The following is a 24,881-nucleotide window of genomic DNA, read 5'->3' as shown; positions in this document are numbered from 1 at the left end:
CTGCNCTTTGAGTGAAGACGNTTTCATCACGGTTGGCTTGACTGATATCGAGATGCACGACCGGAGACGAAGGTTTCAGCTTCGACGACGTATGGGANTATCTCAGCNTCCGTTGAACCTGAATACCTTCTAGGAGGCGAGCACATTCGTGGAAATAGTCATCGAAGTTCCGCTGGTTATCGCAAATTCGCTGGATACAATAGGAGTCTGCCCTGGGCATTCAGAAAGGGCCTTAGCGAGGGCAATCGGAAGTTCGAAGGTTTTTTCTGCGACGAGCATGTCAAAGAATGGAACGACTAGGTATAGTTTTTGCTCTTCGGTGTAGGTCGCATCCTCGTCGAGGAACCTGACAAACGAAGAGGAAAGCCGTGGCCTGTCACCGAGCGCCTCACCTATGCGTTCGAGTGCGAGTTGCAAAGCATAACGCCCTTCTGGCGATTGTTCCCCCTCGTGTTTCAGGTAACGCTGGCTGACGGTGTATGTTGCAAGGATCTCGAGCGCCTCTTCCTTCGGGATTCCGACGCAGTCGAAAACAATGTCCCTGATCAGCGCAATCACGTCAACTTTTTCCGGTCCATTGTTGGCTTTCCTGCCCTCGTATTTGTGGCAGAGTTCTTGCTCTAGGCGTGTCAGGCGTGGCCCTGAAAGTCCACGTGTTAGCGCGCCCCGCACTTTCAAATGCTGTGACGGATCCAGCAGGTCAAAAGCAAGGAAGAAGCTGGGATATTGCGTACCACGTTCCTCAAAGCTGAGCAACCGGTAATTGTAATCTTCAAGGGTGTCTTTTACTTTTTTCCAGCCAGTCAAGGTCGATAGACTTAATGTGTCTGTCATATAGTCTCCTCCATTGCACAGCGATTAACGTCTCTCTCCAGCTAAACGCGAATTCATCCCGACTAGCTGTGCAATAGCAAAAAGGTAGATTGCTGTAGAGAGAGTTAAGATGATTGCCATCAGCGATGTGATACCAAGTCTATCGATCACAATTCCATAGAATGGAAGGGTGACGAGGGTTATGCCCGTTTCGAGCATCCGTTTGAGCGAGAAGAGGCGGCCGTGGTAGGTGTTTTCGACTGAGTTCTGTAAAAAGGTCTGAAGGGTAGGAATGAAGAACCCACCTGAGATCCCGAAGATGGCGAATCCCAGAATTGAGAGCCACTTGTTCCCGGCACCAAGCAGGAATAGTTCCGCCGCGCAGATGAGGAAAGCAGTTGCTAGGATGATATTCTTCACGTCGAATTTCTTTATCATCCTTCTGTAGAAGAGGCTTGATATCAGGATACCGACCCCTTCAACAGTGTAGAGGGCGCCCTTGATCCCGACGTTTTGCTGCAGGGTACTGATGCCAATAACGAAGATGTTAAATCCGGCAATAAAGATATATGGAATAAGGTTTATTGTCAGCGCGAAGACTAATTCCCTACTATTCCCAATCAGGCGCAGAACCTCGGTAAACGCCATTTTTCGGGAGTCCACCTGATTGTGCCGGTTGCTCGTGGCATCTTCATCTATACGGATCAGCCAAGTCTGGAGCGCGATGACAACGTAGGAAAGCATAGCCAGCTGGTAGGACACTTCCAAATTATCGTTGACTATGAGTAGACCGCCGAATGTAGTGCCGATGATCCTGGCGAGCGTGATCAGGTTGAAGTTCCACATGTTCGCCATAGCTAGAGCTTGCCCTGACGCGACTAGTGGGAATGTGGCACGCAAGGCTGGGTAGTAGAAAGACGTGACTAGTCCTCCGATGAGGGTACTGATGACGGCGAATACGATAGACCGTTGTTCTATTGCTAGTAGCATCAATGCCGGTGCTAGGATCCTCAAGGCACTACTCACCTTCAGGATGAGCTGTTTAGCGTGCTGATCGACGACCCGTCCTGCAATTGGCCCAATCGCCAGACCGAGAAGAGATGGCACAATTAGGAAAAGGGCTTGGTTGAACGTTGAAGAAAGAACCTGTTGTAGGAATTGGAGTGTTCCGACGAAGCCGATCCACATTCCCGTTTCCGAGACAATACTTCCAGCAAGCAAGATCCAGAGCGTATTGTTGACGTTTTTCCTCATGGCTCACCTTTCAAAAGCACCACTCTTGGAAATAGGTTGTATAAGGGCCACTCAAGGCCCAGGACGAAATCCAGGCTTCCACTCCGTGCTCTAAAGAGCCGTACCATCTCAGAGAGTTTAGAAACGTTAGCCAGGAAAACTCATCGCGCCAGCCGACGACCAGCGACCCGATGTTATTCGCTACGGTCGTGTTTCCCTCTTCGAAAACCGAGAGGTCAAGGGCAAACATATCCCCCGACAGTTCATGGACGCTCTCCACGAACGGCACCCCCGCTTTAATTAGGGGAAGAAGCGGAGGGTTGCACGAGTAACTCCCGATGTACAGATCTGTGAGAAACGGTTTCGAGAGGCCACCGTGCCCAGAACTGCCGTGCGTATCCCCTTCCTGTGCCAGCCGCCCTCGCGGGGACATGACGAATTCCCCGTTCATCACGAAGGCCGCCGAGGAGTGGGGGGTGCCGTCCAAGTCAAAAGCGGCCCCACATCGATTCAGTTCCCCGACGAACAGCCCTTTCCCCCAGCGTTCCTGGCTTTGCAACCGTTTCACAACAGCCTCGTAAAGTAGGCCGGACAAGGCAGACGGACTCCAAAGGAGTTCTTCCATCTGCAAGTGCGCCTGCGTTATGTGATCCCGGTCTTTTGCATGTGTGTGGCATGAATGCTGTTCCCAATCCCACTCCAGAACATTCTCCTCAAAAGTGCGCAACGTCGCCCTGAATGAATCCTGCCTTGTAGTCGTGACCATTCCTATGAAGGGTCGCAGAGGATTTTCCCCGAGTGCAAGCGCATCCTCCGGCTCAAATCGGGTGCATTTCACAGTCCCGCTCAACGCTAGCCCGATCCCTTTTTGGCATGGTGACTCAAGCGTCCTTTCAAACAAAAGCTCCTCATCCGCTCCACCCGGCCCGACGTAGACGCGTAGACCGAAGTCGTCTAAGATTCTGACACGCACATACTTCTCCTCAGTAAGGCTCTCCTTCCATGAGAGCCCGTCAATGGACGCCCTGGAATCTTGCCGCGAGTGACGTATTGTAGAAAATCCCACTTCATGGCCTGATAGATACAACGGGTCGAAGAGCTATCTTCGGAGCAAAATTAAACGTTGGAAGAAACTCACCGTCCTTATTGCACAGTCCACTACGTGCTCGTTCCGTTTGACCGTCTAAATGCCACAATAAGCTGGCCAGTTCGTAGATATCAATTGACATGGTGAAAGGCATTAAGGGATATAAGAGTTCTTCTCGGCTGCCTACCCAGGCAAGGCCAGACCTGAAAAAGGCTCGACCTGAATGGTAGTTCGCTGCAGAAAAATGCTCTATCCAAACGGTGCGTTCGGCGGGTACTCCGGTAACTCCTTCCTGTGACGATTCCCCTTCCGCCTTGAGATGCGTACATCTTGAGCCAGGTTTGACACCATGTGATGCCACTTTGGTCAAACCGGAAAAAGGCGCCATTCCTCCAGTCGCCCGATCCCTGACAGCGTGCCTCACAATGCCGTTCTCCACAAGTACAATCTCTTCGGAGGGTGTACCCTCGTCATCAAACCCGGAGCCGTTCTTCGGAAAAGCCACCACCCGTAGTTCCTCAGGCCCGACACGCAGTCCAACGATTTTTTCTCTGAAGTGTTCGCACCCATGTCCGATCAGTTCGTGGATGACAACGGACGAGGCCGTCGGCGAAAGTAGTACGAGGTCGTACCGCACCGTGTCTATCGTTCTAGGTTCACTCCAGGTGACCCCTCTCCCGAGGATAGGCAGCGGTGGCCGGGCAAGCCGCGATACTTCTTCTTGAGTGGAGGTTCCATCCCTCCAGCGAACGAGCGCGGCTCCTGTATTGTACGAGGCGTAGAAGTCAAACCATTTCCCTTGAGTTGTGACTGAACAGCCCTCGGAGTTGAGGAAGGTTCTCTCCCAGCACTCCATATCGATAACCGCTTCTTTGATCTGCGCCGACCCAACCGCTTCCGTTAGAATTCTGAGCGTCTCCTCGCTCAGGAACTCGGGTGCCGTTCCTGTCAAGTGTTCCCGGCAGATCGATTGTGACTGAATGGTTGGTCGTGGAGAATCGAAGTTTTCCTTTTCTGGCTTGACTTTGTTCCACCGCAGGGAACGTTCGAAGCGAGAGGCCAAGCTAGTCAGGCTTCCGGGAGTCCATTCTCCACGACTCCAGGTGAGGCGCTGGTGCCACGTCTTGTCGTGCCTGACTTCCTCGTAAAGGTCATCCCTCAGCTTCGAACTTAGTCTCATAAAGGGGGCAGCGACGGGGCCGTCAGCCATCGGTTCCTGCCCAGATTCCGCTGGCATGCCTGAAGGCCGAACCATAACGTCCAATATGCGTGAAGAATTGACCCATGGCCTGAGTCTCGGGTTGTTCAGTCGCCTCCAGAACACTGGCGGCTTCCAATACTGCGCCGTCGAATTCGGCCATGGCTAGGAGGTATTTGGAGAGTTCCGTAGAGCGCTCATGTTCATTCTTCAGTAGAGCACCCCGGAGATGGAGGCTGTAGTAGGCACGAAGTACCTGTTTTCCCTCGGCCTCGGCAGCTTCCTCGCCGAACTCCTGATCCTCCAAGAATGTGATTGCCGCAGCACAGTATCCGGCGGCCTCAATGCCTAGGGCGACTTTCAACGGGTGCTGCCCACCTGCCTGGAAAGCCTGCCGTCGTATCTGGCGAAGGTATTCTCGAGGAACGTCGGCGCTATCCAGACGGAAACCATTGATGAGAAGGGCCTGGGCACCGCTCAACACAAATTGCCGGACAGCGTCGGAGGGCGTCTCGACGAGTGGTTCGCCTAGGACGTTGAATGACGTGTTAACGATACACTCCACTCCCGAACGTCGCCCGAACGCCTCAATCATACCGAACCACTCCGGTTGCCACGCGCGCTGTACTATCTGGTAACGGATAGAACCGTCTTGGTGTTGGAGCTGGCTCAAACGCGTATCGCGCGCCCTGGCGACGGCCAGCATATACGGCGCGAGCGAGGGCAGTGCTGCTCCAACGTCCAGGGCCTGTTCCACACCGCGTGGTGTGCCGCTGATTCCGAACGGCCGGAATGGTTCACGGTGTTTGATGCGGGAATTGATCAGCGCCTTGATTCCGGGAACCGTTGGGTCAGCCACGATACTGCGTCCACCCAGGGCTCGCGGCCCCCACTCGCTTCTTCCTAAGAACCAGCAGAGCGTTTCTCCACGGCTCAGGCGTTCTGCAGCCTCGTCGCTCATGTCGGTCCGTTCAAGCCACTCGCCTAGACCGAAGCGGTGGACAGCTTCCTCAACCGCCTTCTGGGAGTACCTCGGGCCTGTCATGGGATTGAATAGTTCAGGTCGGCGGTGCTTGCCGGCCAGAGATCGCTGGCCGTAGTAGGCCAAGCCGACGGCATTCCCGTCGTCAGTGGCAGCGGGGTGGACAAACACGTCACGCCATCCAGCAAGGCTCAGTTTGGCGTTTGCGGTGCAATTCAGCGCCACCCCTCCGGCATAGGCCAGGTTTTCGCTTCCGACCTGCGCCTTCAGGTGCCGGTTGATATGTAAAAGTGCTCCCTCCAGCTCTGCTTGTGCCTTAAAAGCGAGGTCAGCGGCAAGATTGGAACTCCAATGAACAGGCCAGTACTTGGCCAGTAGGTCATCTAGTTGTCTGACGATGCCGCCTTCGAACTCGACTCGTCTCGGCAGTACGCTGGCGAAGAAGCTATCTAGCTCGCTCAGCCGGACGTATGCGTCCCCATCATCAACAGTCGTGACGAGTGAGGGCCACTGCTGCCTTTCCTGCCCAACGGCCGCTAATCCCATCAATTTCCCGGCAGAGGGCTGCTTTGCTTCGCTAAGTCCAGTAAAAGTAGCGAAGGCGTCCATGAACATACCCAGACTCAATGTTTCTGAATCGCCGTAGAATTGACGGATGGGCACGACTTGCGTGCCATGCGCGGTGTACCAGGTCATACGCTCGAACCTATCGTCTTCCAAACGGTGGCCCTGTTCGTCAAGCACCAGTACGGCAGCATTCTCGAAAGGACTGGTGAAAAAGGCGCTGCAGGCATGAGCTATGTGATGCCCCGGAACAGGAATCTCTACTACTTTTTCCGGCGGGAACGGGAATTGGTTGAGCAGATCGTCTCGGCAAGGGAGGATGGAGCGCCCACACACCACACGGTCGATATCGCCGACGGTGAGGCCTGCTTCATGCAGAACCGCGGTGATGGCGCGATATGGGGGCAGGACAGCACTTCCGAGGTGCTGTTCGTAAAAGCCTTCCGATTTTTTCCGACGATCTAGGCGCTCTTCAGCGACGGCAGCGACTATCTCTCCGTCACGCAGAAGGCAGGCTGACCGGTCGTGGTTCGACATGCTCACACCCAGGACATACTGTGGTCGGTTCATGCTCTGCTGGTTCCTTCAGGGTAGGACACTCTGCCGACAGGTGCTTCATCGAAATCGAAGGCAACCTGTCCTTCACCAATCATTCCGAACAGCCGCAGCAGTTCACTCCGGCTTGCTGGGACGACTGCTCGAGGGATGCTGCTGTGTTGTCTTGCGGCGGTCACTTCTGCAATCACAAGTTGGCTCATCAGGTATGCGGTGTAGATCTGGTTTCTGGTCAAGTTCGCAGTGTCGAACGCGGGGTACCCCCCCGATTCTTGAATGCCGTCGAAGGTGTCCAGAACGCGCATTCGGTACTTTTTCGCGTTCACTGTATAGTCTGTGCCTGGGTGCGGACAGTAAACGTATGTGTTAATGCTTTCGACGGCGTGTGTGCTTAACAGGTTGAAGATGGTGCTCAGCGAGGTGACGAGCGTGTCTAGGGTCTCTTCAGGCGTACCGATGATCCATTCTAGATGCACCTTCAACGAGGCGGCCTGGGCTTTCTCGACCGCGTCAAGGACAGTATCAAGTAGTTGACCTTTACCCATCTTGCGCAGGATCTGGTCGTCTGCGTTGTCAAGCCCCGTAAAGACGCGGTCAGCCACAGTACATAGGTCGGCAGCGATCTCGGGCGTCAGAAGGGTCGAGTGGGTGTACAGACCGTCCAAATAGATGTTACGTTCCTTGAGTAATGCCGTGATCGCAGCGACATGCTCTGGATCCCGTGTGAAGATCTCGTCCTCAAGGAAGGAAATTCGTGCTTGATCACCCAACTGGTTGAGGAATGCATCCAGCTCTGCTTGCACACGATCGGGCGACTTCTTACGGTAATCTAGCCAGTGGGGGACGCCAGCACAGAAACGGCACTTGAACTTGCAGCCGAACGACGTCCGTAGACTGAAAGGCAATGGGTTTTCTTCTAGGCCGAAACGGCTGCGGTACTGTGCTATAGACGGAAGGGCCAGTGCGAAGGCTGGCAAGGCAACGTCATTGACGTCACCCATGTAAGCTATATCCCGAGCAGGGGCGGTACGGGTATGTACATAGCCGTGCCGCCTCGACGTCTCCTCCATGTCGGCCGCCAGTAAGTCAGCCACAACCTCACCAATAACACCATCCGATTCACCGATGACGGCGAAATCCACTTCCGGCACCTCTGCGAAGAGGCGCTGCGCAGCCACTGTGGCTAGACGTCCGCAGACGCCTATCAGGGGCGGCCGTTCGCGTGACTTGAATATCTTCGACACCAAGGAAATGCCGTAAATGGAGGCGGTGCTGCGACTGGGAATGAAGTGATCGCTGCTGAAGATCACCACCTTCGGATGCAACACACCCAATATTTCGTTTAGGTCTCTGCCGTCACGTTCCGGATCGTAACCGTTAAAGATATTCTGGAGGGCCACGTAGTCGACTTCCAGTCCCGCTTCCTGTATGGCACCGCAGGTAATAAGCGGTGGTGAGTCCCAAGGTTCCGTAACGGGATATAGATGGGAGATAGCCGTACGGAACGTCGGACGACGAAAAGGCGCAATGACGAGAACGTCTGAGGTCATGGGGTCGCGTCCAGTCCGTTCGAGTTCCTAAACGCCAGTAGTGGTGCAGCATTTGGCCACACCGATTTTGTGATGCCGACCTCGTCCTCAAGCTGCTGGAGCACGCCCAGTGCGACTTCGACCGATTTCGCCGGTTCTTTTCCGCCAATGAGCATATGGACACGCTTGACGAGTGTCGCGCCGTCTACCTGGCTCAGCAGAAGATCGAGCAGACAGGCCAGCTGGTCGTCACCGAACACGACTTTGCTGGCAATACGGATCTCGCAGCCCTGTTCCTCCCTGTAGTACCGAACCGAAGTACAGGCGGAGCTGAGCACTTGCGGAGAAATTGTCTTCATGCGTGACTTACCAATGGAACCTCGACGATCGGGCACACGTAGTCCATATCACGGAAGTCGCCTTCGCGGGAGAAGGCCCGTGAGCGGGAGCCGCCTCCGCATACCTCCCTTACCCCGCACTTTGTGCAATTGCCATTTAGATCGAAGAGCTTCAACTCTCGCAGAGCCATCAGGCATGAAGATTCCTGCCAGATACGCTGCAATGAGTGCTCGCGCAGGTTCCCGCAGCTCATCGTTTTTTCCCCGACCAATAGCACTGACGGGTACACCTCGCCGTCTGAAGAGATACACAGTTCCGAAATGCCCGCCACGTCGCCCACTTCCCGCATGCGAGCGTACATGTCTTCCCTAAGTGGGCTGCGGTAACCCCATACTTCTTCCGCTTCCTCGATCGGAATACCCGCATTGATCAACGGCAGGTAGAACTCCCAGGCTGCCGGAACCGAGATTTGTAGCCGCTCAAGTTTCCCTCCAAGTTTCGCGCGGGTCAAGGCGACGAAATGTTCGTCCCACATGTCATAGGGAATTTCGTACAGATCCAGATGTTCTTTCCCGTATCCGCCAGGGAAGAATTTAATCGCCACCATGTTGTCGGCACCTATGCGATCCACAACAAGTTCATATGTAGCTTCAATGTCGTGCAGAGTGGCTTTGGTAATGGTGAAGTTGACCGAGTTGCTCATGCCAGATCTCACCACGTTGTCGATGCCGGATAGAACACGTTCAAACAGAGGTTGAGGATCGGCATCCGGGCGATTCAATTGCTTGCGGAGTGTGCTGTAACCGGCTGGTGTCGAACCATCCACGCTAATGTTGATGCTTAAATTTGGACATTGAGCCTTAAGTTTTTCTACTGTTAGACTGTTGAGGTAAAAACCGTTGGTGATCACTGAAATACCCCAGCCAGGAAGACTACAGGCATGACTCAGAATATTAAAGATGTCACGTCTGATAAAAGGTTCCCCGCCTGCAAAAGCAATTTTTAAAGCACCTATGATATGGAGGGCATCGATTGTCTGAAGAATCTCTTCAGTTTTAAGCTCGTTATCCAGTTTCGGTCCCGAAGCACTGTGACAGTGAGAGCAAGCCAAATTACAACCGTTCGTTAGATTGAAATCTACATGTGTTGGGCCACGGAGAAATGCCACCATAGAATTGATACTCCTCTGCCTCACCCTAATTCAGTAAGGATTGATGTAGGTTTCTATGTAAAAACCTACATAGAGGCTGTCAGGCTAGCGAGCCAAGAATTGGCTTTAATTTGTTTAGGAGCGTAACAGATACCGCGAGCCAGTGAAAGCCGAGGAGACTGCTTTGCAGCCTCTCCAAATCACGTGATAGACGGCGAAAACGTGCTGTCCAGGCGAATGTCCGTTCAACCACCCATCGCAACGGAAGCAGCACAAAGCCCGTCGCTCCAGTCGGGCGTTTCACCACAACAAGTTCCACATCGTTCAAGGAAGCATCAATCTGCGGCTGCTCTCCGGTGTACCCCTGGTCGGCGATAACGACATCAATGTGGTCACCAGTGACCTGCTGCACCTCGCGGCACAAGTCATAGACCTGTTCTCGGTCTTGCTCATTGCCAGGGGTGACGAGCAACGTCATGACATTACCCATCGTGTCGACAGCAGCGTGGATTTTGCTGCCCTTACGACGCTTTCCACCGTCATATCCAGCACGTCCGCCACTCTCGGGCGTGCTTTGCAGAGTGCGGCTATCCACGATGGCAACGGTAGGAACGCCCTCCTTGAGGGCGTCCTCGCGAACCAGTGAATGCAGGTCGTGAGCGAGGTTCTCGAAGCAACCTCGTTCAAACCACCGCATCAGTTGCTGATGGACAATTTTGTATGGCGGAAAGTCGTGTGGGAGGTACTCCCACTGACTCCCTGTGCGGCCAATCCACAGAGCGGCATTGAGGACTTCACGTATCGGGTAGACGCGCTGGTGAGCGTCTTCTGGAGCGAGCAGAAAGTAAGGCAGGATGAAGAGGTAAGTTTCGTCATCCAGGTCGCTCTTGTAGGGTTTTCGCTCTGACAGCATGTCCCAGTTCTACACCCAGCCGTGACACCCTTACTATGCTATTTACATATTTTTTATAAAAAGTCAGATTGCTAGACTGACAGGCTCTAGGCTCCCACATCAATCAATTACTTAGAATCAATTACTTGGCCTGAGCTACTGCTGCCTTAATGGCAGCACGAACTTTGCGAAGTTCAGCAGGACTAATCGTAGCGGGCTGCTGTTCAGCTTTCAGCTCGCTCATCACACGACCACTGGTCGGCGCAGTACGGTTCCATTGCATGGATTCGTCTCCATAACCTCAAAAGTAGGTTTAAAGTGCATTTTCTCACCTCCTTCGTTTTTGATATGACAGCAATTTAGCACACCTTTAATGGCGATTAGGGGTTGACCTCAGTAGGTGACAACTTCAGTTTACCCTCGTCCCAGACGGAGAAAACCAACAGTCGGCCCCATCAAGCTTGATGGGGCCGACTGTTTGCGGTGTCCTGGGAGTGTGAAATCAACAGAATCCGCTGCTCAGCAGGCTACCGTACTCACCCGGCACTTCAAAACGCACGCCAGTCACCTCCGCATCGACACGCTCCAGCGGCTCATCGATGTCCTCCTGGCGATGATTGCCGCGAGGAGCGTCAATCATCACGACTTGAGTGCCCATATGCCGGGGATGAGTACCCCACAGGGCAAGAAGAGACGAGCAGACCGCACCTTCCGGGATGAGCAGCTGGACATGGGCTTTTTCATCGCTCTGCTCGTCGTCCACCTGCCACCAGGAAAGGTCTTGCTGAGCCTGGACCGCACGAACTGGGAGCATGGCGAGACCCCGATCAACTTTCTGGTGCTCGGAGCCGTGGTTCACGGCTTCACTCTGCCGCTGATCTGGGTGCCCCTTGACGAGTCCGGGAACAGTCACACCTACGCCCGGATGTGGCTGGTATTGAAGCTTCTTCGGGCCTTGCCAGCGAAACGCTGGCTGGGCCTGGTGGCAGATCGTGAGTTCATCGGTGCGGAATGGTTCCGGTTTCTCCGTCGTCATGGCATCAAGCGGGCGATCCGCATTCGGCACAGCGACATGCTGGACGACATGAGTGGGAAAGAATGGTTCGAACATGTCCAGCACGGTCATTTCCACGAGATCGGCGAAAAGGTGTTCGTGTTCGGGGAACTGATGCGCGTGGTGGCGACGAGGTCACCTGGGGGTGACCTCTCATCATCGCTACCGATTTCAGTGCTCGGAAGACCTGGAAGCTCTACAAGCAGCGCTGGTCGATAGAGTGCACCTTCAGCAGCTTCAAGAAGCGAGACTTCGACCTGGAACGCACTGGAATCACAGAAAGAAGACGTCTGCAGCGACTCTTCGGCCTGGTGACGCTGGCCTGGATGTTCTGTTTGCGTTTGGGGGTCTGGCTCGGCCAGACCTGGCCCATCCCCGTCCTAAAACATGGTCGTAAGGCGGTCAGCCTGGTGCGGCACGGCGCTCAGCATCTCGTGGAGGCCCTGCGTTGGAAACCCGAACGATTCAGGGCTTTCCTGGAACTGCTCACCCGTCCTTTCTGCCCGCCAGGCGCGGCTGGAGACGAATTGTCACCTACTGAGGCGCTGGTCAATCGAGTGCACCTTTAGCAGCTTCAAGAAGCGGGGCTTTGACCTGGATCGGCCTGGAATGACGGAAAGGAGCCGTCTACAGCGACTCTTCGGCCTGGTGACGTTGGCTTGGATATTCTGTCCGCGACTTGGGGTCTGGCTCAGCCAGACCTGGCCCATCCCCGTTCTGAAACATGGTCGGAGAGCGGTCAGTCTGGTGCGACACGGTGCTCAGCATCTCGTGGATGCCCTACGGTGGAAACCCAAACAGTTCATGGCGCTCCTAGAGGTGTTAATCCGGGCTTTTTGCCCGCCAGGAACCGCTGAAAGCGAAGTTGTCACCTACTGAAGGCGCCATCATAGATAGAATGCTAGCTGATACTAGGATGAAGTAAACTTTAGTCGTTCTATTTGGCTTTAGAAACTGTTGCAGATTGTTCTAGCAAAAACTTATCTCTAAAGAATAGTTCGGCCCCGTATGATTAGGGATAGAAGCCCATCAAGACCTGTAGCCACCTCTAGAAGGGTGGACGGCTAACTGATGTAGTGCCCTGGTTCTGTGCCCAGGTCGCTGAGGCCAAAGCCTGTTCTCTTCCTAGCCTCCTTGTTGAGGTGATACGTCAGCAGTTTGCCGGGATTGTCGACGCGCTGCTTCTGGAGGCGGTACTTCTCGACCCGCTGGACCCAGTAGCGGACCCGTTTGACCCCCAGGTGAATCAGGGCCTTGTAGTAGCCCACCACAGCTATCTCGTGCACCTTGGGGTTGTCGTGATGAATGGCGATTTGGACAGCAAATTCAAAGAGTCCAGGGTTGGTATCTCGCAATCTGTCTAGACAACCGCCCAAATTGGCGTCATAGGCATCATGGTAAGGAGCATCCGCCGCCTTTGTGACCAGGCGTGCGCTGTCAATCCAGCCCAGGAAGTCTTGCCGGGCTTCTCCGCTGAGTGCGTTGGCGGACGACCCCCCGAGTAGGGCGGTGAGTTTTCCACAATTTGCCTTTTGTTTTTGATTCTGTAGGGGTCGTCTTTTAGTTCCGCCATCTTGGCAGTTAAAGTCTGGGACGACGAAATTCTCCTCTAGCTCCACCGGCTCTTCCCAGTAGGCATCTTCCAACACCTCCGGCATCAGCGGCTCGTACAGGGCTACGCTGAAGAGCGTGGCGCAGTTGCGCCTCGCCCGCGTCTCTGCCTCGACGTACTGCACCTTCTGCGTCCGAATGAAGAGATGGGCCAGCGGATGATTCAGCGCCCGGTAAAAGCTCCTGGGACTCAGCCCACACTCCCGGGCAAAGCAGAAGTCTTCCCCATCCACCACCTGCACCACCTGCTCCCTGACCTCCACAGGCTTGCCTTCGGCGTCCACCCGCATGAAGCAGTGCTTCCGCAACTCCTCGACGATACGAATGAGATTGCGCCCCTGCGAACCCGTCAGCTTGCCACCCGACAGACTGGCCGTGCTGACGCTCAGGAGAATCTGTCTCCACTCCCGGCTGACCGAGCGACTGAGCTTGGTCAGGTACTGGCCCGGCTGGTGAGGAAAGACCGTGGGACGCCAAGTCTTGCGGGGCTTGTAGCCGCTGATGACCGGACGCATCCGGGGAGTCTTGCGGTAGAGGCCCAACTTCTTGAGCGCCTCGATTTTTTCTTCGTTCTCCGCCTTGATGGTGTCCAGGGTGGGCGGCTCTGGCTTCTGTGGCACCTGACGCACCGCTGGAGGCGGCAAGGGACCTGACTCACCCCGCAGCATCCTGGCCTGAGCCGCCAGTTGTAAGCGCCGCGAGTTTTCATAGGAGAGCTGCTCTGCCTCCGCTGGGGTCAGAGACCTGCTCATAGCCCGCCTCCAGTTTTTCCTCCACGATGGAGGACACCCCGGCCAAAACCGCTGAACTCAGCCTGAACTGCTTTCATTTCCTGCTCCGACGCGCTTCCCTCGACTGAAGGTGTTCGATACATTGACCGAAACGCCCATGGCGCGTAACATGGGCATAGGCGAAAGCCACCGCTCTTAGCGGTCAAAAATCAACTAGTGGTGAGCACCCTCTGGGATAATGGACGGCGAATCCACCCGGGGGGTGTTCCCTTTGGTCTGCTACTCGGTGACCTCCGGGTTAATGATGAGCATAGCCCCTAACATGCCGAAGCGCAAGTAGACATTTGTGTTATTACTGCTTAACATTCTATCGGATATACATTTGGTAACTGCTCAGCAGGGGGACTTGCGAAGCGGAAACGGGTAGAGTAGGGGCATCACGCAAGAGACCTGTCCCAACTGCGAACGACTTGCTGCCGAGGTGACTCGCCTCCAGGCTGAAGTCGCCGCATTGCAAGCCGAGCTGCGGGCTATTCAAGCCCTTCTTGGTCTGGATAGCCGCAACTCCAATCAACCGCCGAGCAAAGACCCACCCTGGAAACCCAAAAGCGAGSGCCAGAAGAGCGTACGCTCTTCTGGTGGACAGCTAGGACACCCAGGGAAAACACTGAAATTCAGTGACCAGCCCGACGAAATTCAAACCCTTCCGCTCACGGGAACGTGTCCTTGTGGAACGAGCTGGGAAGAGGTGGAGGTCGCGAACTGCTTTGCCAGGCAGGTTCACGACCTGCCAGAAATCCGCCTTCACATCACCGAGTATCAGGCCGCTCAGTAGGTGACAACTTCACTTTCAGCCGCTCCTGGCGGGCAAAAAGGCTGTATTAACACCTCTAGGACCGCCATGAACTGTTGGGGTTTCCACCGTAGGGCATCCACGAGATGCTGAGCACCGTGCCGCACCAGACTGACCGCTCTCCGACCATGCTTCAGAACGGGGATGGGCCAGGTCTGGCTCAGCCAGACCCCCAGGCGCAAACAGAACATCCAAGCCAATGTCACCAGTCCGAAGAGTCGCTGTAGACGGCTCCTTTCCGTCATTCCGGTTCGCTCTAAGTCAAAGCCTCGCTTTTTGAAACTGCTGAAGGTGCACTCAATCGACCAGCGCTGTTTGTAGAGCCTCCAGGTCTTCCGAGCACTGAAATCTGTGGCGATGATGGAGAGGTCACCCACAGGTGACCTCGTTGCGACCACCCGCATCAACTCCCCGAACACGAACACCTTTTCGCCAATCTCGTGAAAATGACCGTGCTGGACGTGCTCAAACCACTCTTTCCCCTTCATGTCGTCTAGCATGTCGGTCTGTCGGATACGAATTGCCCTCTTGATGCCCTGACGACGAAGAAAGCGGAACCATTCCGCGCCGATGAACTCCCGATCGGCCACCAGGCCCAGCCAGCGTTTCGCTGGCAAGGCCCGAAGGAGCTTCAACACCAGCCACATTCGAGCGTAGGTGTGACTGTTCCCAGACTGGTCGAGAGGCACCCAGATGAGCGGCAGGGTGAAGCCGTGAACCACGGCTCCAAGCACCAGAAAGTTGATGGGGGTCTCGCCATGCTCCCAATTGGTGCGGTCCAAACTCAGCAAAACCTTCCCCGGTGGAAGATGGACGACGAGCAGAGCAATGAAGAAGCCCATGTCCAGTTGCTCATCCCGGAAGGTGCGGTCTGCTCGTCTCTTCTGGGGTACTCATCCCCGGCATATGGGCACTCAGGTCGTGATGATTGACGCTCCTCGCGGCAATCATCGCCAGGAGGACATCGATGAGCCGCTGGAGCGTGTCGATGCGGAGGTGACTGGCGTGCGCTTTGAAGTGCCGGGTGAGTGCGGTAGCCTGCTGGACAGCGGATTCTGTCGATTTCACACTCCCAGGACACCGCGAACAGTCGGCCCCATCAAGCTTGATGGGGCCGACTGTTGGTTTTTGCCGTCTGGGACAGCGTCGAACCAAAGTTGTCACCTACTGAGATCAGGCCGAAGTGAAACGCTGTCCGAACTGCGGCTGTCGTGGACAGGCCGCTTTTCCCGAGCATGTCCCTGGTCAGGTGCAGTACGGCCCGCGACTCCATGCCTTCACGACCTTGCTGAACGTGGGGCATTTCATCCCATTGGAACGGGTCACTCAGCTGACGGACGCGCTCTTCGGCGCGTCCATCAGCGATGGTACGGTGGCGCTCAACATCAACCTGGCCTCAGAACGCCTTGAGCCTTTCGAGGACGACCTGAAAACTGGCTTGAGGCAACAAGCTGTACTTCATGCGGATGAAACAGGCGCAAAGGTGAATGGGAAGTTGAACTGGTTTCACGTGGCCTGTTTTGCGAGGGGAACGCTCTATACCTTGCACGAGAAGCGCGGCTACGCGGCTCTTGAAGCGGCTGGCGTGTTGACCGACTTTACSGGCGTCGTGGTTCACGACGCCTGGAGTACCTATTTCCGTCTTCCTGGAGAACATGCACTGTGCAATGCTCACCTGCTGCGCGAACTGCGCAAACTGGATGAGCATGACCGGCAACCCTGGGCCGGTGAACTGCGGCGGGCGTTGCAGCAGGTCTACCATGCCCAGAAGACCGGGACACTGACGGATGAGCAAAGAGCTGTGTTCTATACGCGATTTGACGAACTGGTGCTGGCTGGCCTGGAAGCAAATCCAGTACAGGAACCTGTTCCAAAGCGGCGAGGGAAGCCCAAACAGCTTCCGGGGCGCAACCTGGCCTTGCGGTGTCAGCAGCACCGCGCAGCGATGCTGCTTTTCCTGGAGCGTGCTGACGTGCCGTTTGACAACAATCAGGCGGAACGTGACATCAGGATGGCCTGTGTAAAACGCAAGGTTTCGGGTGGGTTTCGCTCGGAGGTCGGAGGTCAGGCGTTCTGCCGGGTTCGCAGCTTCATTTCTACCCTTCAGAAGCAGGGCCTATCAGTTTGGACGGGCTTGGTTGACGTTTTTCGTGGCGTCTTACCCAAACTCGACTTCTCGTGCTGAGCAGTTACTACATTTGAGCCGTAGAGGGCCTCACGGGTTKCCTACGGCTCAGTCCCTTAAATACTGGTCACTTTTCGGTTTCGCCTGGTTCCAGAGAGCTTCGCTAGTGTCTCTTGGAACCAGCGACGCGCATTCGTGCGTGTCCCCCTATCCAGCTTGTAGACGTATTCTTCGAATACAGCTTTCTGCTGTTCGCCAACCTGAATAGATTTCGGCAACTGGTGGCGCGGGTAGACTTTCTCAATCCTGTAGGCCAGGGACTCAGCAGCCCGCTGGCTGCGTTCATCGTAGAGCCAGCGCTGTTCCTCATAAATACTAAGTTGCACCCGCGCCACTTGCATGGCTGGTATGACTTCCCGAAGAAGTTCCCAATCGCCGTAGTCTTCAAACTCTTTCCAGCGAATGGGGTGGAAGTGCTCTCGAATTCTGCTCGTTGTTTCCTTAGGATTGGACAGCACGAAAGAGTCCCCCTTATAGGTGTACCCCACCATTAGAGGCTTGGACGATGAAGCTTCCTGATCCTCGTTGTAGAGATTATGGGTATAAGGATTGATTTCAGTATCATAAAACATTTCTTTGAGTTGTTCGTATGCTCTCTCCTCTTTCTGATTAAGCTTTTCTCCTCGCATTTCTCGTCTCTGGAAGGCGACTAGGGCAGCGTCAATACCTTTATAAGCTTCTCGCTTGCCCTCACCTATCTCCCAAAAGTGAAACTTGGGGGCATTTTTCAGCCTGCTTGTCACTCCCAGTCTCATTAGTTCTCGAGTTAACTGTTCGTCATATGTTTCAGGCGCCATTTCTCCCTCTTACAAAGCCTCTGACCTAGATGCCAGACGGAAATACTACTTTTCCTTTTCGCCAACCTTGCACAGCCAAATAAAGCGTTAGGTGGTCTACACGGATTTCAGGTTCAGCGCAATCGCTTAATGACGGCGGCCACGACCTCAGGATCCTCCAGACTGGCGAATAGAGCATCAGCCAAGTGATAGCGCTTGAGGGAACGGCGCTGCTTACGCATTGGCGGTAAGCATCGTCAAAAGTATCCAAGGCATCTTGGGTCACTGGGCTAAAGGTGACTTTGGTCGTTGGTACCTCAGGCAGTTCAGGAAGAGCCAAGGCTTCAGCCTGGGCCTGCTGGTCCTCGACTTCCCGGTTCTTGTCGAGCATCGAAGGCATGGAACCCTGCGACTTCTTACGAGGGGGAGGTGGCAGGCTCAAGCGTTCACCTCCTGCCAGACTTCGGCATAGTGTTCATCCGTGGGGGTCTTGCCAGCAGCAGCCTGATAATTCCCCCTGAGGGGAATCCGGCTCTGCAAGACCGGGATGCCCGTCTTGGCACACTCGGCTTCCGTCTCCCGCTCGCGGGCCGGAGCGAATCGGGCACGGTTGATCAGGATGTAGGGCTTGAGACTTGGCCGCAGTTGCAGTGCCCGCTTCACCTGGCGCTCGGTTGTTCCGAGCATCCCCGTGTCACTGGTACCGACCCCTACTGGAATTAGGGCCACATCCGAAACTAAGAGGGTTTCGAGGGTGGCGTCCCGGTCGTTGGCCGGGGTGTCGATGAAGACCGCGTCGAAGTCTCCATCTGACCGGAGCTGAGCGATGTACCCCTCCAGATCATCCTGCTTGATGTCCAGAGGCATCGCGGGCAAACCGAGGCCAGCCAGCTCTATCCAGTTCACCGATTGGCGGGTGGGGTCTAGGTCGAGGACGGCCACCCTCTCCCCTCTCTGGGAAGCAAGGTAGGCTAGATGGACGGTTGCGTGAGTCTTTCCACTTCCGCCCTTAACATTAGTTATCCCATAAACACGCATACTTCCGGACTATATCCAGAAAAACAGAAAGATGTATGTATTTTTGGAAATTTTTTCTTATGTCCATTTAATCGGGCCGTCCCTAGGAAGCTATAGGTCAAGTAGGGGAGAGGGGGCATGGACTGACCTGTATCCGAGCTATCAGTAAAGGCATAGGGGCTGAGCTGCTCTCCCTATCTACTTCCCATCAGGGAGGTACTCCAAGATGTCTCCTATCTGGACATCCTCTCCAGTCAGCTTCCGCAGGCCATCAAGCACTTTTGCCAGTGTAGGCAGGTCAACACGGGTCGGGGCGTCACTCCCTGTGATTCGGTAGACCGTGCTGAGTCTATGGATGCCGCCCTCTTTGGAGAGGGCGTAAGCGGTGAGGTTGCGCTCTGCCAGAAATTCTTTGAGTCGCCACCTAACTTCAGACATGGGTTACATCTTGCCTCATCTTGGCCCCTCCCTCTTTATTCCTACTTGACGTACATACTCAAAGTAGGAATACTGCGGCTCTGAAGGGGCACGGGCTTGGACACTCAAGCCCCTTCAGAATCCAAAACCAGTTGAGGTGGATCAATGCAAGATACTCCGTTCCCAGTTACCGTCTCTGGGCAGCAGCGCTTTGAGCTAAGGCGTGCCCATCAGTTCTATCTGCCGCTTTTGAGTCAGCGCGTTCCACAACCTGATGCCGAGGCACCTGAACCGACTTCTACAGTCCAAGTGATGCCCACGGCGAAAGCTCAGTTGCGTGGTGTGCTCTATAGCCACGGTGAGCACCGTGGCGGCCCACTCTTCGGTAAGCGGGGCGAGCCGTTTGAGATTCACCATGCCCACTTGGGAGGTTATAGCTCACTCCTCAAGCATGACCCCTTAGCTTGTTCTGCCGAGTACCTGCTGGGCCTCACCGATGCTTACCGGCAGTGTCAGCCCGAGCTTGACTGGGTTGGACACTGGTTGGTGTGGCCGAACCGCCGACAGCCCAATCTGACCGATGCGTTGGAATGGATAGAGAGAGCACATGAGCTGAGTCTGGTCTCTGAGGAGCACTGCTTGCTCATCGTCAGTTGGGATGAGGGGCGTCTCTCCGGCTCAGTGGCTTTCGCGGAGACTGACCAGCGGGAATGCCGCTGGGTGCTTCCCAACTTCTGAAGACATCTGCTCACCGCGTTAGGCGGTGAGGTCAACCGAGCGTAGAGGAACTGGAGTGAGGGACTGACTGTCTCTCACTCCTCTCTGTTCTGCCGGAGCCAGACCCACAGTCCCACACCAAAGACCAGGGCCAGTACAAGCAGGCCACCATCCACAAAAAGCTGGAACTTGGTCGGCAGCACCAGGTGGAGAGAGGAGGTCACGGCTATACCTGCAAGCACCCCTAACCACACCAACTTCGGCAGGACATCTTGCACCCATGACGACTGGCTATCGCCGCCCGCGCTCTGTTCTCAAGTTGCTGGTGCCGCTTCTCTATCTGGCGACCTGTCTCGAGGAGTTCCTCCATGCTGCTCCTGAGTTGCTTGGCTTCACTGACTTCCCATTGGCGTTGACTGAGGGAGTGGGTCAGAGAGTGCACCGAGTTGATGAGGTTGGTCATCACTCCACTCAGTTCGGTCAGGGTCTTGGCATCGGCTGAATCGCTTCGCCTCGAAGGTTCGCAGAGCAGCTTCGTACTCTGCGGTGACGGCTTCCAGCTTGTGAGTGAAACTGACCTCCGCTTTGTGAAGGGAGTGTTCCCACTCCCGGTTCCAAAGTCGGCGCTGCTCATCCCGTTCGGTGATCGCGAGTTGGCGTTGCTCCTGCAAAAAATTTTGCAGGGCTGCTTGCACTTGAGCCGACACGAGTTGCGAGAGTTGGTGTGTCTCTGAGGAGGACAGAGAAGCCGGGTAGGGTCTGGTCACAGCGGTCAGGGCTACTGGCAGCTTCACCTCTTCAAGTTGCTCACGCCAGACCTCCAGCACCGCCCGCTGCTCACTCCTCGCCCGCGCAAAACTTCGAACAAGTAACGCGTCCAAGTCTGCGCCGATTTGCCTTCCGCCTCCTGCACCTGCCCGCAGGTCAATGCCCCAGGTCTCCTCAGCCAGCTTGAGCATCTGCCGCAACGTTTCCATGTTGCCTAAACCCCGAAGCTGGAGCCATTGGGAGGAAGACACGGGAAAAGTGGGTTCAGATGGAGCAGAAGCCATGCTTAAGCTTATGCTCTGGGTGAATTGGAGGCAAGTGGATTAGGAGGGATTATAAAAGAAAGTCGGGATATGTATGGGGCGCTGCAATCCATTCTTTGTTCTGTTAGCCTAACAGGGACTACGAAGAGTCCCTTTCGATTACGCAAGGAGCCGCAGTCAAACACCGGGGTGAGAGCCGGTGCGAGAGTCCAGTCATGAGGCTGGAAAGCCGTGTGCGTTTAAGAGATGCCAGCACGGTTTGGGCCGGGGGCTGCCCGCAAGGGGAGGTCTATCGGCATGACCTCTTAGGTCATGCTCCGGCTGAGGAGGTCAGAGCTGGAGGGAGTGAGCAGAGTCGTCCGCCATGTACTGAGTGATGGAAGTTGGAATGAAGTTGATCTTCGCAAAGCCAACCGCTGCCAGCTCCGGCAGTTGCTCTGAAGGTTGAGAAGGTCGGTGCCTCGCACAAGGTGACGGCCCCTAAGGAACTGGATGAGGAGCATAGGGTGAACCAGCTAGGAACTGGTAAAGAGATGCAGAAGCTGAGGGGAAGAACAGGTCACAGACCGGGCTACAGGTGGGGGGGCTTTCCGGCTTTCACCTCACATCAAGGCACACTGAAANGTGGTGTAGCCCGCAAGGATACTGAACCTCGGGGGAGTCTCCAAAAAAGGGTCGCGCGATAAAACGTGATCACCCTCCCTGCTCGGGAAGACACGCTCGGAAACATGGGATCGTTCTACGCATCGCTGGTGAGAACTGGAGGTGTCGGCCTGTCACTGTGATTAAGTGGCTGGGGAACTCAGGGTGCGAAAAACCTGAGAGTCTTGTGGAATCACGCGGGGTCAAACTCGTGGACAACACACCGGAAAGTAGAGCGACAGAGGCACCGTAGTAATCGGTTTGGTTTCCGCAAGGAGCCAGGCAGGTGAAGGGGGCCAGGCAAGTGATTGGAACTCAGTGGTGACTTCGCGTGACCTGTGGAGAGGGACTTCTCACCCCTCAGCGACACAGTGATCGATTGACTCTTCGTGGTCACCCAACTTTTTTTTGAAGACCAAACAGGAGAAGTTTTTTCGTGCCCATCTGGAGTCGCTACCGTTACCGAGTCGAGGATTATTGGCCTCTGATTCTGGTGCTTCGTCAGTCCAACAAGTACACCCACGGTGTACTTGTACCGCTCACTTCAGCGCAAAGAGCTGACCCAAAACGCAGACGGACGAAGGGGGAGAAAGCGTCCGAGGAAAGCCGGTGGCTGACTTCGGTTGAGCTGGAGGAGAGGGCACTTGACCGCTACGTCGAGGACCTGTCGCTGGTCGGGAAGAGTGAAGAGGAGCTGGCCGAATATCGGAGGCAGAACTTCCAGTTCTACCCTGACCCTGAATCACCCGACGTGTTGGCCCATAGGGAAGAGGGGCCAAAGCAGGTCAAAGGCAGCCGGGTGATTCCTGTTCCAGAAGGGTGGGTCATCTTGGGACGGAAAGCGAAGTACCGAGGCCTCCCCGAGTTGCAAGACTTGAGATGCGCACCCAGCATCCGACTGGTTCCTTTCATCATCCGGTGGCGGCCAGAGTTCAGCGACCAGAAGTTAGGTCGTGCAGAAGCACGACCTGGGCGGGCTGACCAGACTTTGGAAGAGGGCAGGCTGTCGCTTCAGGTGAACCGGGATTCGTAAGACTCAAAATCAAAATCATCCGCGAGATGACCGGGCGCAAACACTTCTACGAGAGTTCACCAGGAGGCACTATCGCCGCTTGGAAGAAGGAAGCGGAACTCATCAAAGGGGTAAATCAGGTCACCAAGGAGCTGATTGCCCTCAAGCGCTGGGCCTTCGTCGAGCCGGATACTTACAGTGCTTACGACAGTGAGGTGCGCAAGCGGGTCAAGATTTGGCTGACCAGCGTCCGGCACCGTAAAGCTGAGCAGGCACAGGCGCTCGTCTTCAAATATGTGGTGCCGTGGCGGTACAACCCAGGGAAGTTGCCGTCCAAGTTGGCGCTGGCGCATCGGGAAGCGCTTAGGGCAGCGGAGGGTAGAGATAGAGGGAGGAAGATGAAAGAGACCCTGTAGTTAGGCCCGTGATTGTGGTTACCTGGTCAGTTCAACCACGGCCTCGTACAGTCTCCCTTTCCCCTCAGACCGTAGCCCAGTCCCCACAATGCTCGAGCCGATGCGGGAATCACGCACCATGTGGATGTCGTGGCCGCTGAAGCCCAAGTGCTGAGCGATGTGGGTGAATACCTCGTCAATAGGCAGGTTTGTACCTTTGACGATAGAGTTGCCGACGACAATCAGGGCCTTCGCGCCAGGACGCAATACAGCTTGCGTCTTCTGCAAGAAGCGGTAGGTGTCGTTGAAATACTCAGTGGCATAGTTCGCCCATCCTTGGCCGCCATACACGCCTCTATCTGACTGAACGCCCGCGAGCTGGTTCACCAGGTCTTGCAGCCAAGGTGAATCAAATATCAGTGAGGTCTGATACTTCGCGTCTCGCACGGTCTGCCAGTATTTGCCGTAGTTGTCCAATTCCAAGTACCGCAAGTCCTTCGGGCTGGTAGCGTAGCCCAGCCAGTAAAGGTGAGGCCGGGTATTCCGCAGGTAGTGATAGTTGTTCAGGTAGGGCGGCGAGGTCACCATCAAGTCAACGCTGGAGTCGGGTAGCTCTGAACGCATGAAAGACCCTTGGTACACCTGAGCGGTCTGGCCACCCAACTTGATGCCCTGCACGCCTAATAGGTCGGCGTGCATCTCCAGCAGCTTGTCCCGCATGACCTGGGCCACGTCAGCGTCCTCGATGTCAGGTTTCCCGGCAGCCGCCCTGGAACCCAATGACGGCTCATAGGAATAGTTCGAGTAGGACACCATCGTGGCTCCGAAGGCCACCTGGAACANGTCGCGCAGTCTTCATCGGCCACCTCGTTGATGAAGTCCCAAACGTGCAGCACCTTCACCAGCACCTTCTCGCTGTAGAAGGGCGTCCGCGAGGTAAAGCCCTGGGGCACCTTGCTCTTGGGTACTCCTCCAGTCGCCATGTGAGCTGTGAACGCTTCAATCTGCTGTGCAAATTCAGCAGGAGTCACGTCCTGAATAGCTCTGAGCTTGGCCCGCTGCACCAACAGAGGAAAGGGGTTGATGTCGTAGGAGACGACAGAGTGGCCTCGCAGAAAGGCGGTAATCGGTGTGGTACCAACGCCGCCGAAGGGGTCTAGAACGACTTGCTCAGGGTTGGGGTCAGGAAGATGCAGCTCAAGAGCGTGCTGCACAAACTCAGAGGAGAATCCCGCAATCCAGTTCACCCAACGGTGCATCGCCAGCGTCTTGTTGGAAGCGAAGGCAGTATCCCGGTAGGTAGGTCGTGGCGTTGGCAGGTCAAAGAGAAGAGGTTGCGTCATTGAGCTGGACTCCCGAAGTGCGAGTTGACTTTGTATCTTCCACCACGTCGCCCCCTAGGTTGCTCCAGCACCAGCACATGCCCCAGAGAAATCAGACGCCTCAGAGCAATATGACTGGCCTTACGACTGACCCCGAGTGCGAGAGCAAGGCTGGTAGCGCTGTATTCCCGTTCACCACACAGAGCGATGTAAAGCAGCACCAGCTTCTCGGTGCAGGTGAGGGGTCGGGGTAGCTGCATCAAATGGAAAGTTAGCATTCACGCGGGAACTATGCAAAGTGTTGGGTGGGTAGGTGGTCAGCTCAGTAGGTGACAACTTCGGTTCGACGCTGTCCCAGACGGCAAAAACCAACAGTCGGCCCCATCAAGCTTGATGGGGCCGACTGTTCGCGGTTTCCTGGGAGTGTGAAATCGACAGAATCCGCTGTCCAGCAGGCTACCGCACTCACCGGGCACTTCAAAGCGCACGCCAGTCACCTCCGCATCGACACGCTCCAGCGGCTCATCGATGTCCTCCTGGCGATGATTGCCGCGAGGAGCGTCAATCATCACGACCTGAGTGCCCATATGCCGGGGATGAGTACCCCGCAGGKTAAGAAGAGACGAGCAGACCGCACCTTCCGGGATGAGCAGCTGGACATGGGCTTTTTCATCGCTCTGCTCGTCGTCCATCTTCCACCGGGGAAGGTCTTGCTGAGTCTGGACGGGGGTGGTTTAAGGAAGCTGCTATCAAGCGCAAAGTGAAGGCTTTCCCGA

General features: G+C 55.5%; 18 protein-coding genes and 5 pseudogenes. 8 read left to right on the top strand and 15 right to left on the bottom strand.

Annotation, left to right across the window (positions count from 1 at the left end; translation table 11 throughout):
• Nucleotides 1-129: 129 nt before the first annotated feature.
• The 9 genes from DR_RS16395 to DR_RS16355 form a co-directional block, all read right to left on the bottom strand.
• A complete protein-coding gene (locus tag DR_RS16395; protein WP_010884113.1) occupies nt 130-834 on the bottom strand; it encodes a hypothetical protein in 705 nt (234 codons plus the stop codon).
• A 24-nt stretch (nt 835-858) separates the two neighbouring features.
• Nucleotides 859-2,067 carry an MFS transporter gene (locus DR_RS16390; RefSeq protein WP_010884093.1) on the bottom strand — a complete coding sequence of 403 codons (1,209 nt, stop codon included), beginning with the start codon at nt 2,065-2,067 and terminating at the stop codon, nt 859-861.
• Between the two features lie 10 nt (nt 2,068-2,077).
• Nucleotides 2,078-3,112, bottom strand: a complete 1,035-nt coding sequence (locus tag DR_RS16385) for a hypothetical protein (protein ID WP_164928041.1) — start codon at nt 3,110-3,112, stop codon at nt 2,078-2,080.
• 1 nt (nt 3,113) lies between these two features.
• Complete coding sequence (locus tag DR_RS16380) at nt 3,114-4,343, bottom strand: TldD/PmbA family protein (protein WP_162177809.1); 1,230 nt, start codon at nt 4,341-4,343, stop codon at nt 3,114-3,116.
• On the bottom strand, nt 4,336-6,447 hold the full coding sequence (locus DR_RS16375) for a carbamoyltransferase family protein (RefSeq protein ID WP_010884091.1): 2,112 nt from the start codon (nt 6,445-6,447) through the stop codon (nt 4,336-4,338). The genes DR_RS16380 and DR_RS16375 overlap by 8 nt, the downstream gene beginning before the upstream one ends.
• Nucleotides 6,444-7,982: a B12-binding domain-containing radical SAM protein gene (locus tag DR_RS16370; protein WP_010884090.1), complete on the bottom strand. Its 1,539-nt coding sequence runs from the start codon at nt 7,980-7,982 to the stop codon at nt 6,444-6,446. The genes DR_RS16375 and DR_RS16370 overlap by 4 nt, the downstream gene beginning before the upstream one ends.
• Complete coding sequence (locus DR_RS16365) at nt 7,979-8,320, bottom strand: hypothetical protein (RefSeq protein WP_010884114.1); 342 nt, start codon at nt 8,318-8,320, stop codon at nt 7,979-7,981. Before DR_RS16365 ends, DR_RS16370 begins: the two co-directional genes overlap by 4 nt.
• Nucleotides 8,317-9,471: a radical SAM/SPASM domain-containing protein gene (locus DR_RS16360; RefSeq protein WP_010884089.1), complete on the bottom strand. Its 1,155-nt coding sequence runs from the start codon at nt 9,469-9,471 to the stop codon at nt 8,317-8,319. Before DR_RS16360 ends, DR_RS16365 begins: the two co-directional genes overlap by 4 nt.
• Nucleotides 9,472-9,550: 79 nt before the next feature.
• Nucleotides 9,551-10,363: an IS5-like element ISDra5 family transposase gene (locus DR_RS16355; protein ID WP_010884088.1), complete on the bottom strand. Its 813-nt coding sequence runs from the start codon at nt 10,361-10,363 to the stop codon at nt 9,551-9,553.
• Between the two features lie 592 nt (nt 10,364-10,955).
• Here DR_RS16355 and DR_RS16350 point away from each other — a divergent pair.
• Nucleotides 10,956-11,965, top strand: a pseudogene (locus DR_RS16350) (transposase).
• A gap of 495 nt (nt 11,966-12,460) precedes the next feature.
• On the opposite strand, the gene DR_RS16340 reads toward DR_RS16350, so the two are convergent.
• The gene (locus tag DR_RS16340; protein ID WP_010884103.1) at nt 12,461-13,759 is read right to left on the bottom strand and encodes a hypothetical protein; all 1,299 of its coding nucleotides are present in this window, start codon (nt 13,757-13,759) and stop codon (nt 12,461-12,463) included.
• Nucleotides 13,760-14,174: 415 nt separating this feature from the next.
• Between DR_RS16340 and DR_RS16335 the strand changes: the two are divergent.
• Nucleotides 14,175-14,564: pseudogene (locus DR_RS16335) on the top strand (DUF6444 domain-containing protein); the annotation flags it as partial.
• Between the two features lie 2 nt (nt 14,565-14,566).
• On the opposite strand, the pseudogene DR_RS16330 reads toward DR_RS16335, so the two are convergent.
• A pseudogene (locus DR_RS16330) lies at nt 14,567-15,542 on the bottom strand (transposase).
• A gap of 223 nt (nt 15,543-15,765) precedes the next feature.
• Between DR_RS16330 and DR_RS16325 the strand changes: the two are divergent.
• A pseudogene (locus tag DR_RS16325) lies at nt 15,766-16,776 on the top strand (IS66-like element ISDra8 family transposase); the annotation flags it as partial.
• 56 nt (nt 16,777-16,832) lie between these two features.
• Here DR_RS16325 and DR_RS16320 read toward each other — a convergent pair.
• The 3 genes from DR_RS16320 to DR_RS17295 form a co-directional block, all read right to left on the bottom strand.
• Nucleotides 16,833-17,573, bottom strand: a complete 741-nt coding sequence (locus DR_RS16320) for a hypothetical protein (RefSeq protein ID WP_010884105.1) — start codon at nt 17,571-17,573, stop codon at nt 16,833-16,835.
• A 417-nt stretch (nt 17,574-17,990) separates the two neighbouring features.
• The gene (locus DR_RS16315; protein WP_010884096.1) at nt 17,991-18,590 is read right to left on the bottom strand and encodes a ParA family protein; all 600 of its coding nucleotides are present in this window, start codon (nt 18,588-18,590) and stop codon (nt 17,991-17,993) included.
• 177 nt (nt 18,591-18,767) lie between these two features.
• The gene (locus DR_RS17295) at nt 18,768-19,007 is read right to left on the bottom strand and encodes a helix-turn-helix domain-containing protein (protein WP_081824526.1); all 240 of its coding nucleotides are present in this window, start codon (nt 19,005-19,007) and stop codon (nt 18,768-18,770) included.
• A gap of 144 nt (nt 19,008-19,151) precedes the next feature.
• Here DR_RS17295 and DR_RS16305 point away from each other — a divergent pair, with 144 nt between their 5' ends.
• From DR_RS16305 to DR_RS16290, 4 genes are all read left to right on the top strand, one after another.
• Nucleotides 19,152-19,724, top strand: a complete 573-nt coding sequence (locus DR_RS16305) for a hypothetical protein (RefSeq protein ID WP_010884107.1) — start codon at nt 19,152-19,154, stop codon at nt 19,722-19,724.
• A gap of 259 nt (nt 19,725-19,983) precedes the next feature.
• Nucleotides 19,984-20,205, top strand: coding sequence for a hypothetical protein (locus DR_RS16300; RefSeq protein WP_164928040.1), 222 nt, complete (start codon nt 19,984-19,986; stop codon nt 20,203-20,205).
• 1,607 nt (nt 20,206-21,812) lie between these two features.
• Nucleotides 21,813-22,409 carry a hypothetical protein gene (locus DR_RS16295; RefSeq protein ID WP_010884112.1) on the top strand — a complete coding sequence of 199 codons (597 nt, stop codon included), beginning with the start codon at nt 21,813-21,815 and terminating at the stop codon, nt 22,407-22,409.
• Between the two features lie 26 nt (nt 22,410-22,435).
• Nucleotides 22,436-22,804: a hypothetical protein gene (locus DR_RS16290; RefSeq protein WP_010884102.1), complete on the top strand. Its 369-nt coding sequence runs from the start codon at nt 22,436-22,438 to the stop codon at nt 22,802-22,804.
• Between the two features lie 18 nt (nt 22,805-22,822).
• Here DR_RS16290 and DR_RS16285 read toward each other — a convergent pair whose 3' ends face one another.
• The gene (locus DR_RS16285; protein ID WP_164928039.1) at nt 22,823-23,599 is read right to left on the bottom strand and encodes a site-specific DNA-methyltransferase; all 777 of its coding nucleotides are present in this window, start codon (nt 23,597-23,599) and stop codon (nt 22,823-22,825) included.
• A 1,030-nt stretch (nt 23,600-24,629) separates the two neighbouring features.
• Here DR_RS16285 and DR_RS16280 point away from each other — a divergent pair.
• Nucleotides 24,630-24,830: pseudogene (locus DR_RS16280) on the top strand (IS4 family transposase); the annotation flags it as partial.
• Nucleotides 24,831-24,881: the final 51 nt, after the last annotated feature.

Origin of the sequence: Deinococcus radiodurans R1 = ATCC 13939 = DSM 20539 (assembly GCF_000008565.1) — a bacterium.
Lineage (GTDB): Bacteria > Deinococcota > Deinococci > Deinococcales > Deinococcaceae > Deinococcus > Deinococcus radiodurans.
This window is presented reverse-complemented; position numbering and strand designations above follow the sequence as displayed.

Bases quoted from the DNA above. Each gene is read 5' to 3' on its own strand.
- DR_RS16315 (WP_010884096.1), bottom strand. From the start codon at position 18,590: ATGCGTGTTTATGGGATAACTAATGTTAAGGGCGGAAGTGGAAAGACT.
- DR_RS16320 (WP_010884105.1), bottom strand. From the start codon at position 17,573: ATGGCGCCTGAAACATATGACGAACAGTTAACTCGAGAACTAATGAGA.
- DR_RS16360 (WP_010884089.1), bottom strand. From the start codon at position 9,471: ATGGTGGCATTTCTCCGTGGCCCAACACATGTAGATTTCAATCTAACG.
- DR_RS16375 (WP_010884091.1), bottom strand. From the start codon at position 6,447: ATGAACCGACCACAGTATGTCCTGGGTGTGAGCATGTCGAACCACGAC.
- DR_RS16290 (WP_010884102.1), top strand. From the start codon at position 22,436: ATGACCGGGCGCAAACACTTCTACGAGAGTTCACCAGGAGGCACTATC.
- DR_RS16305 (WP_010884107.1), top strand. From the start codon at position 19,152: ATGCAAGATACTCCGTTCCCAGTTACCGTCTCTGGGCAGCAGCGCTTT.
- DR_RS16300 (WP_164928040.1), top strand. From the start codon at position 19,984: ATGACGACTGGCTATCGCCGCCCGCGCTCTGTTCTCAAGTTGCTGGTG.
- DR_RS16365 (WP_010884114.1), bottom strand. From the start codon at position 8,320: ATGAAGACAATTTCTCCGCAAGTGCTCAGCTCCGCCTGTACTTCGGTT.
- DR_RS16355 (WP_010884088.1), bottom strand. From the start codon at position 10,363: ATGCTGTCAGAGCGAAAACCCTACAAGAGCGACCTGGATGACGAAACT.
- DR_RS17295 (WP_081824526.1), bottom strand. From the start codon at position 19,007: ATGTCTGAAGTTAGGTGGCGACTCAAAGAATTTCTGGCAGAGCGCAAC.
- DR_RS16380 (WP_162177809.1), bottom strand. From the start codon at position 4,343: ATGGCTGACGGCCCCGTCGCTGCCCCCTTTATGAGACTAAGTTCGAAG.
- DR_RS16390 (WP_010884093.1), bottom strand. From the start codon at position 2,067: ATGAGGAAAAACGTCAACAATACGCTCTGGATCTTGCTTGCTGGAAGT.
- DR_RS16285 (WP_164928039.1), bottom strand. From the start codon at position 23,599: ATGGTGTCCTACTCGAACTATTCCTATGAGCCGTCATTGGGTTCCAGG.
- DR_RS16395 (WP_010884113.1), bottom strand. From the start codon at position 834: ATGACAGACACATTAAGTCTATCGACCTTGACTGGCTGGAAAAAAGTA.
- DR_RS16370 (WP_010884090.1), bottom strand. From the start codon at position 7,982: ATGACCTCAGACGTTCTCGTCATTGCGCCTTTTCGTCGTCCGACGTTC.
- DR_RS16340 (WP_010884103.1), bottom strand. From the start codon at position 13,759: ATGAGCAGGTCTCTGACCCCAGCGGAGGCAGAGCAGCTCTCCTATGAA.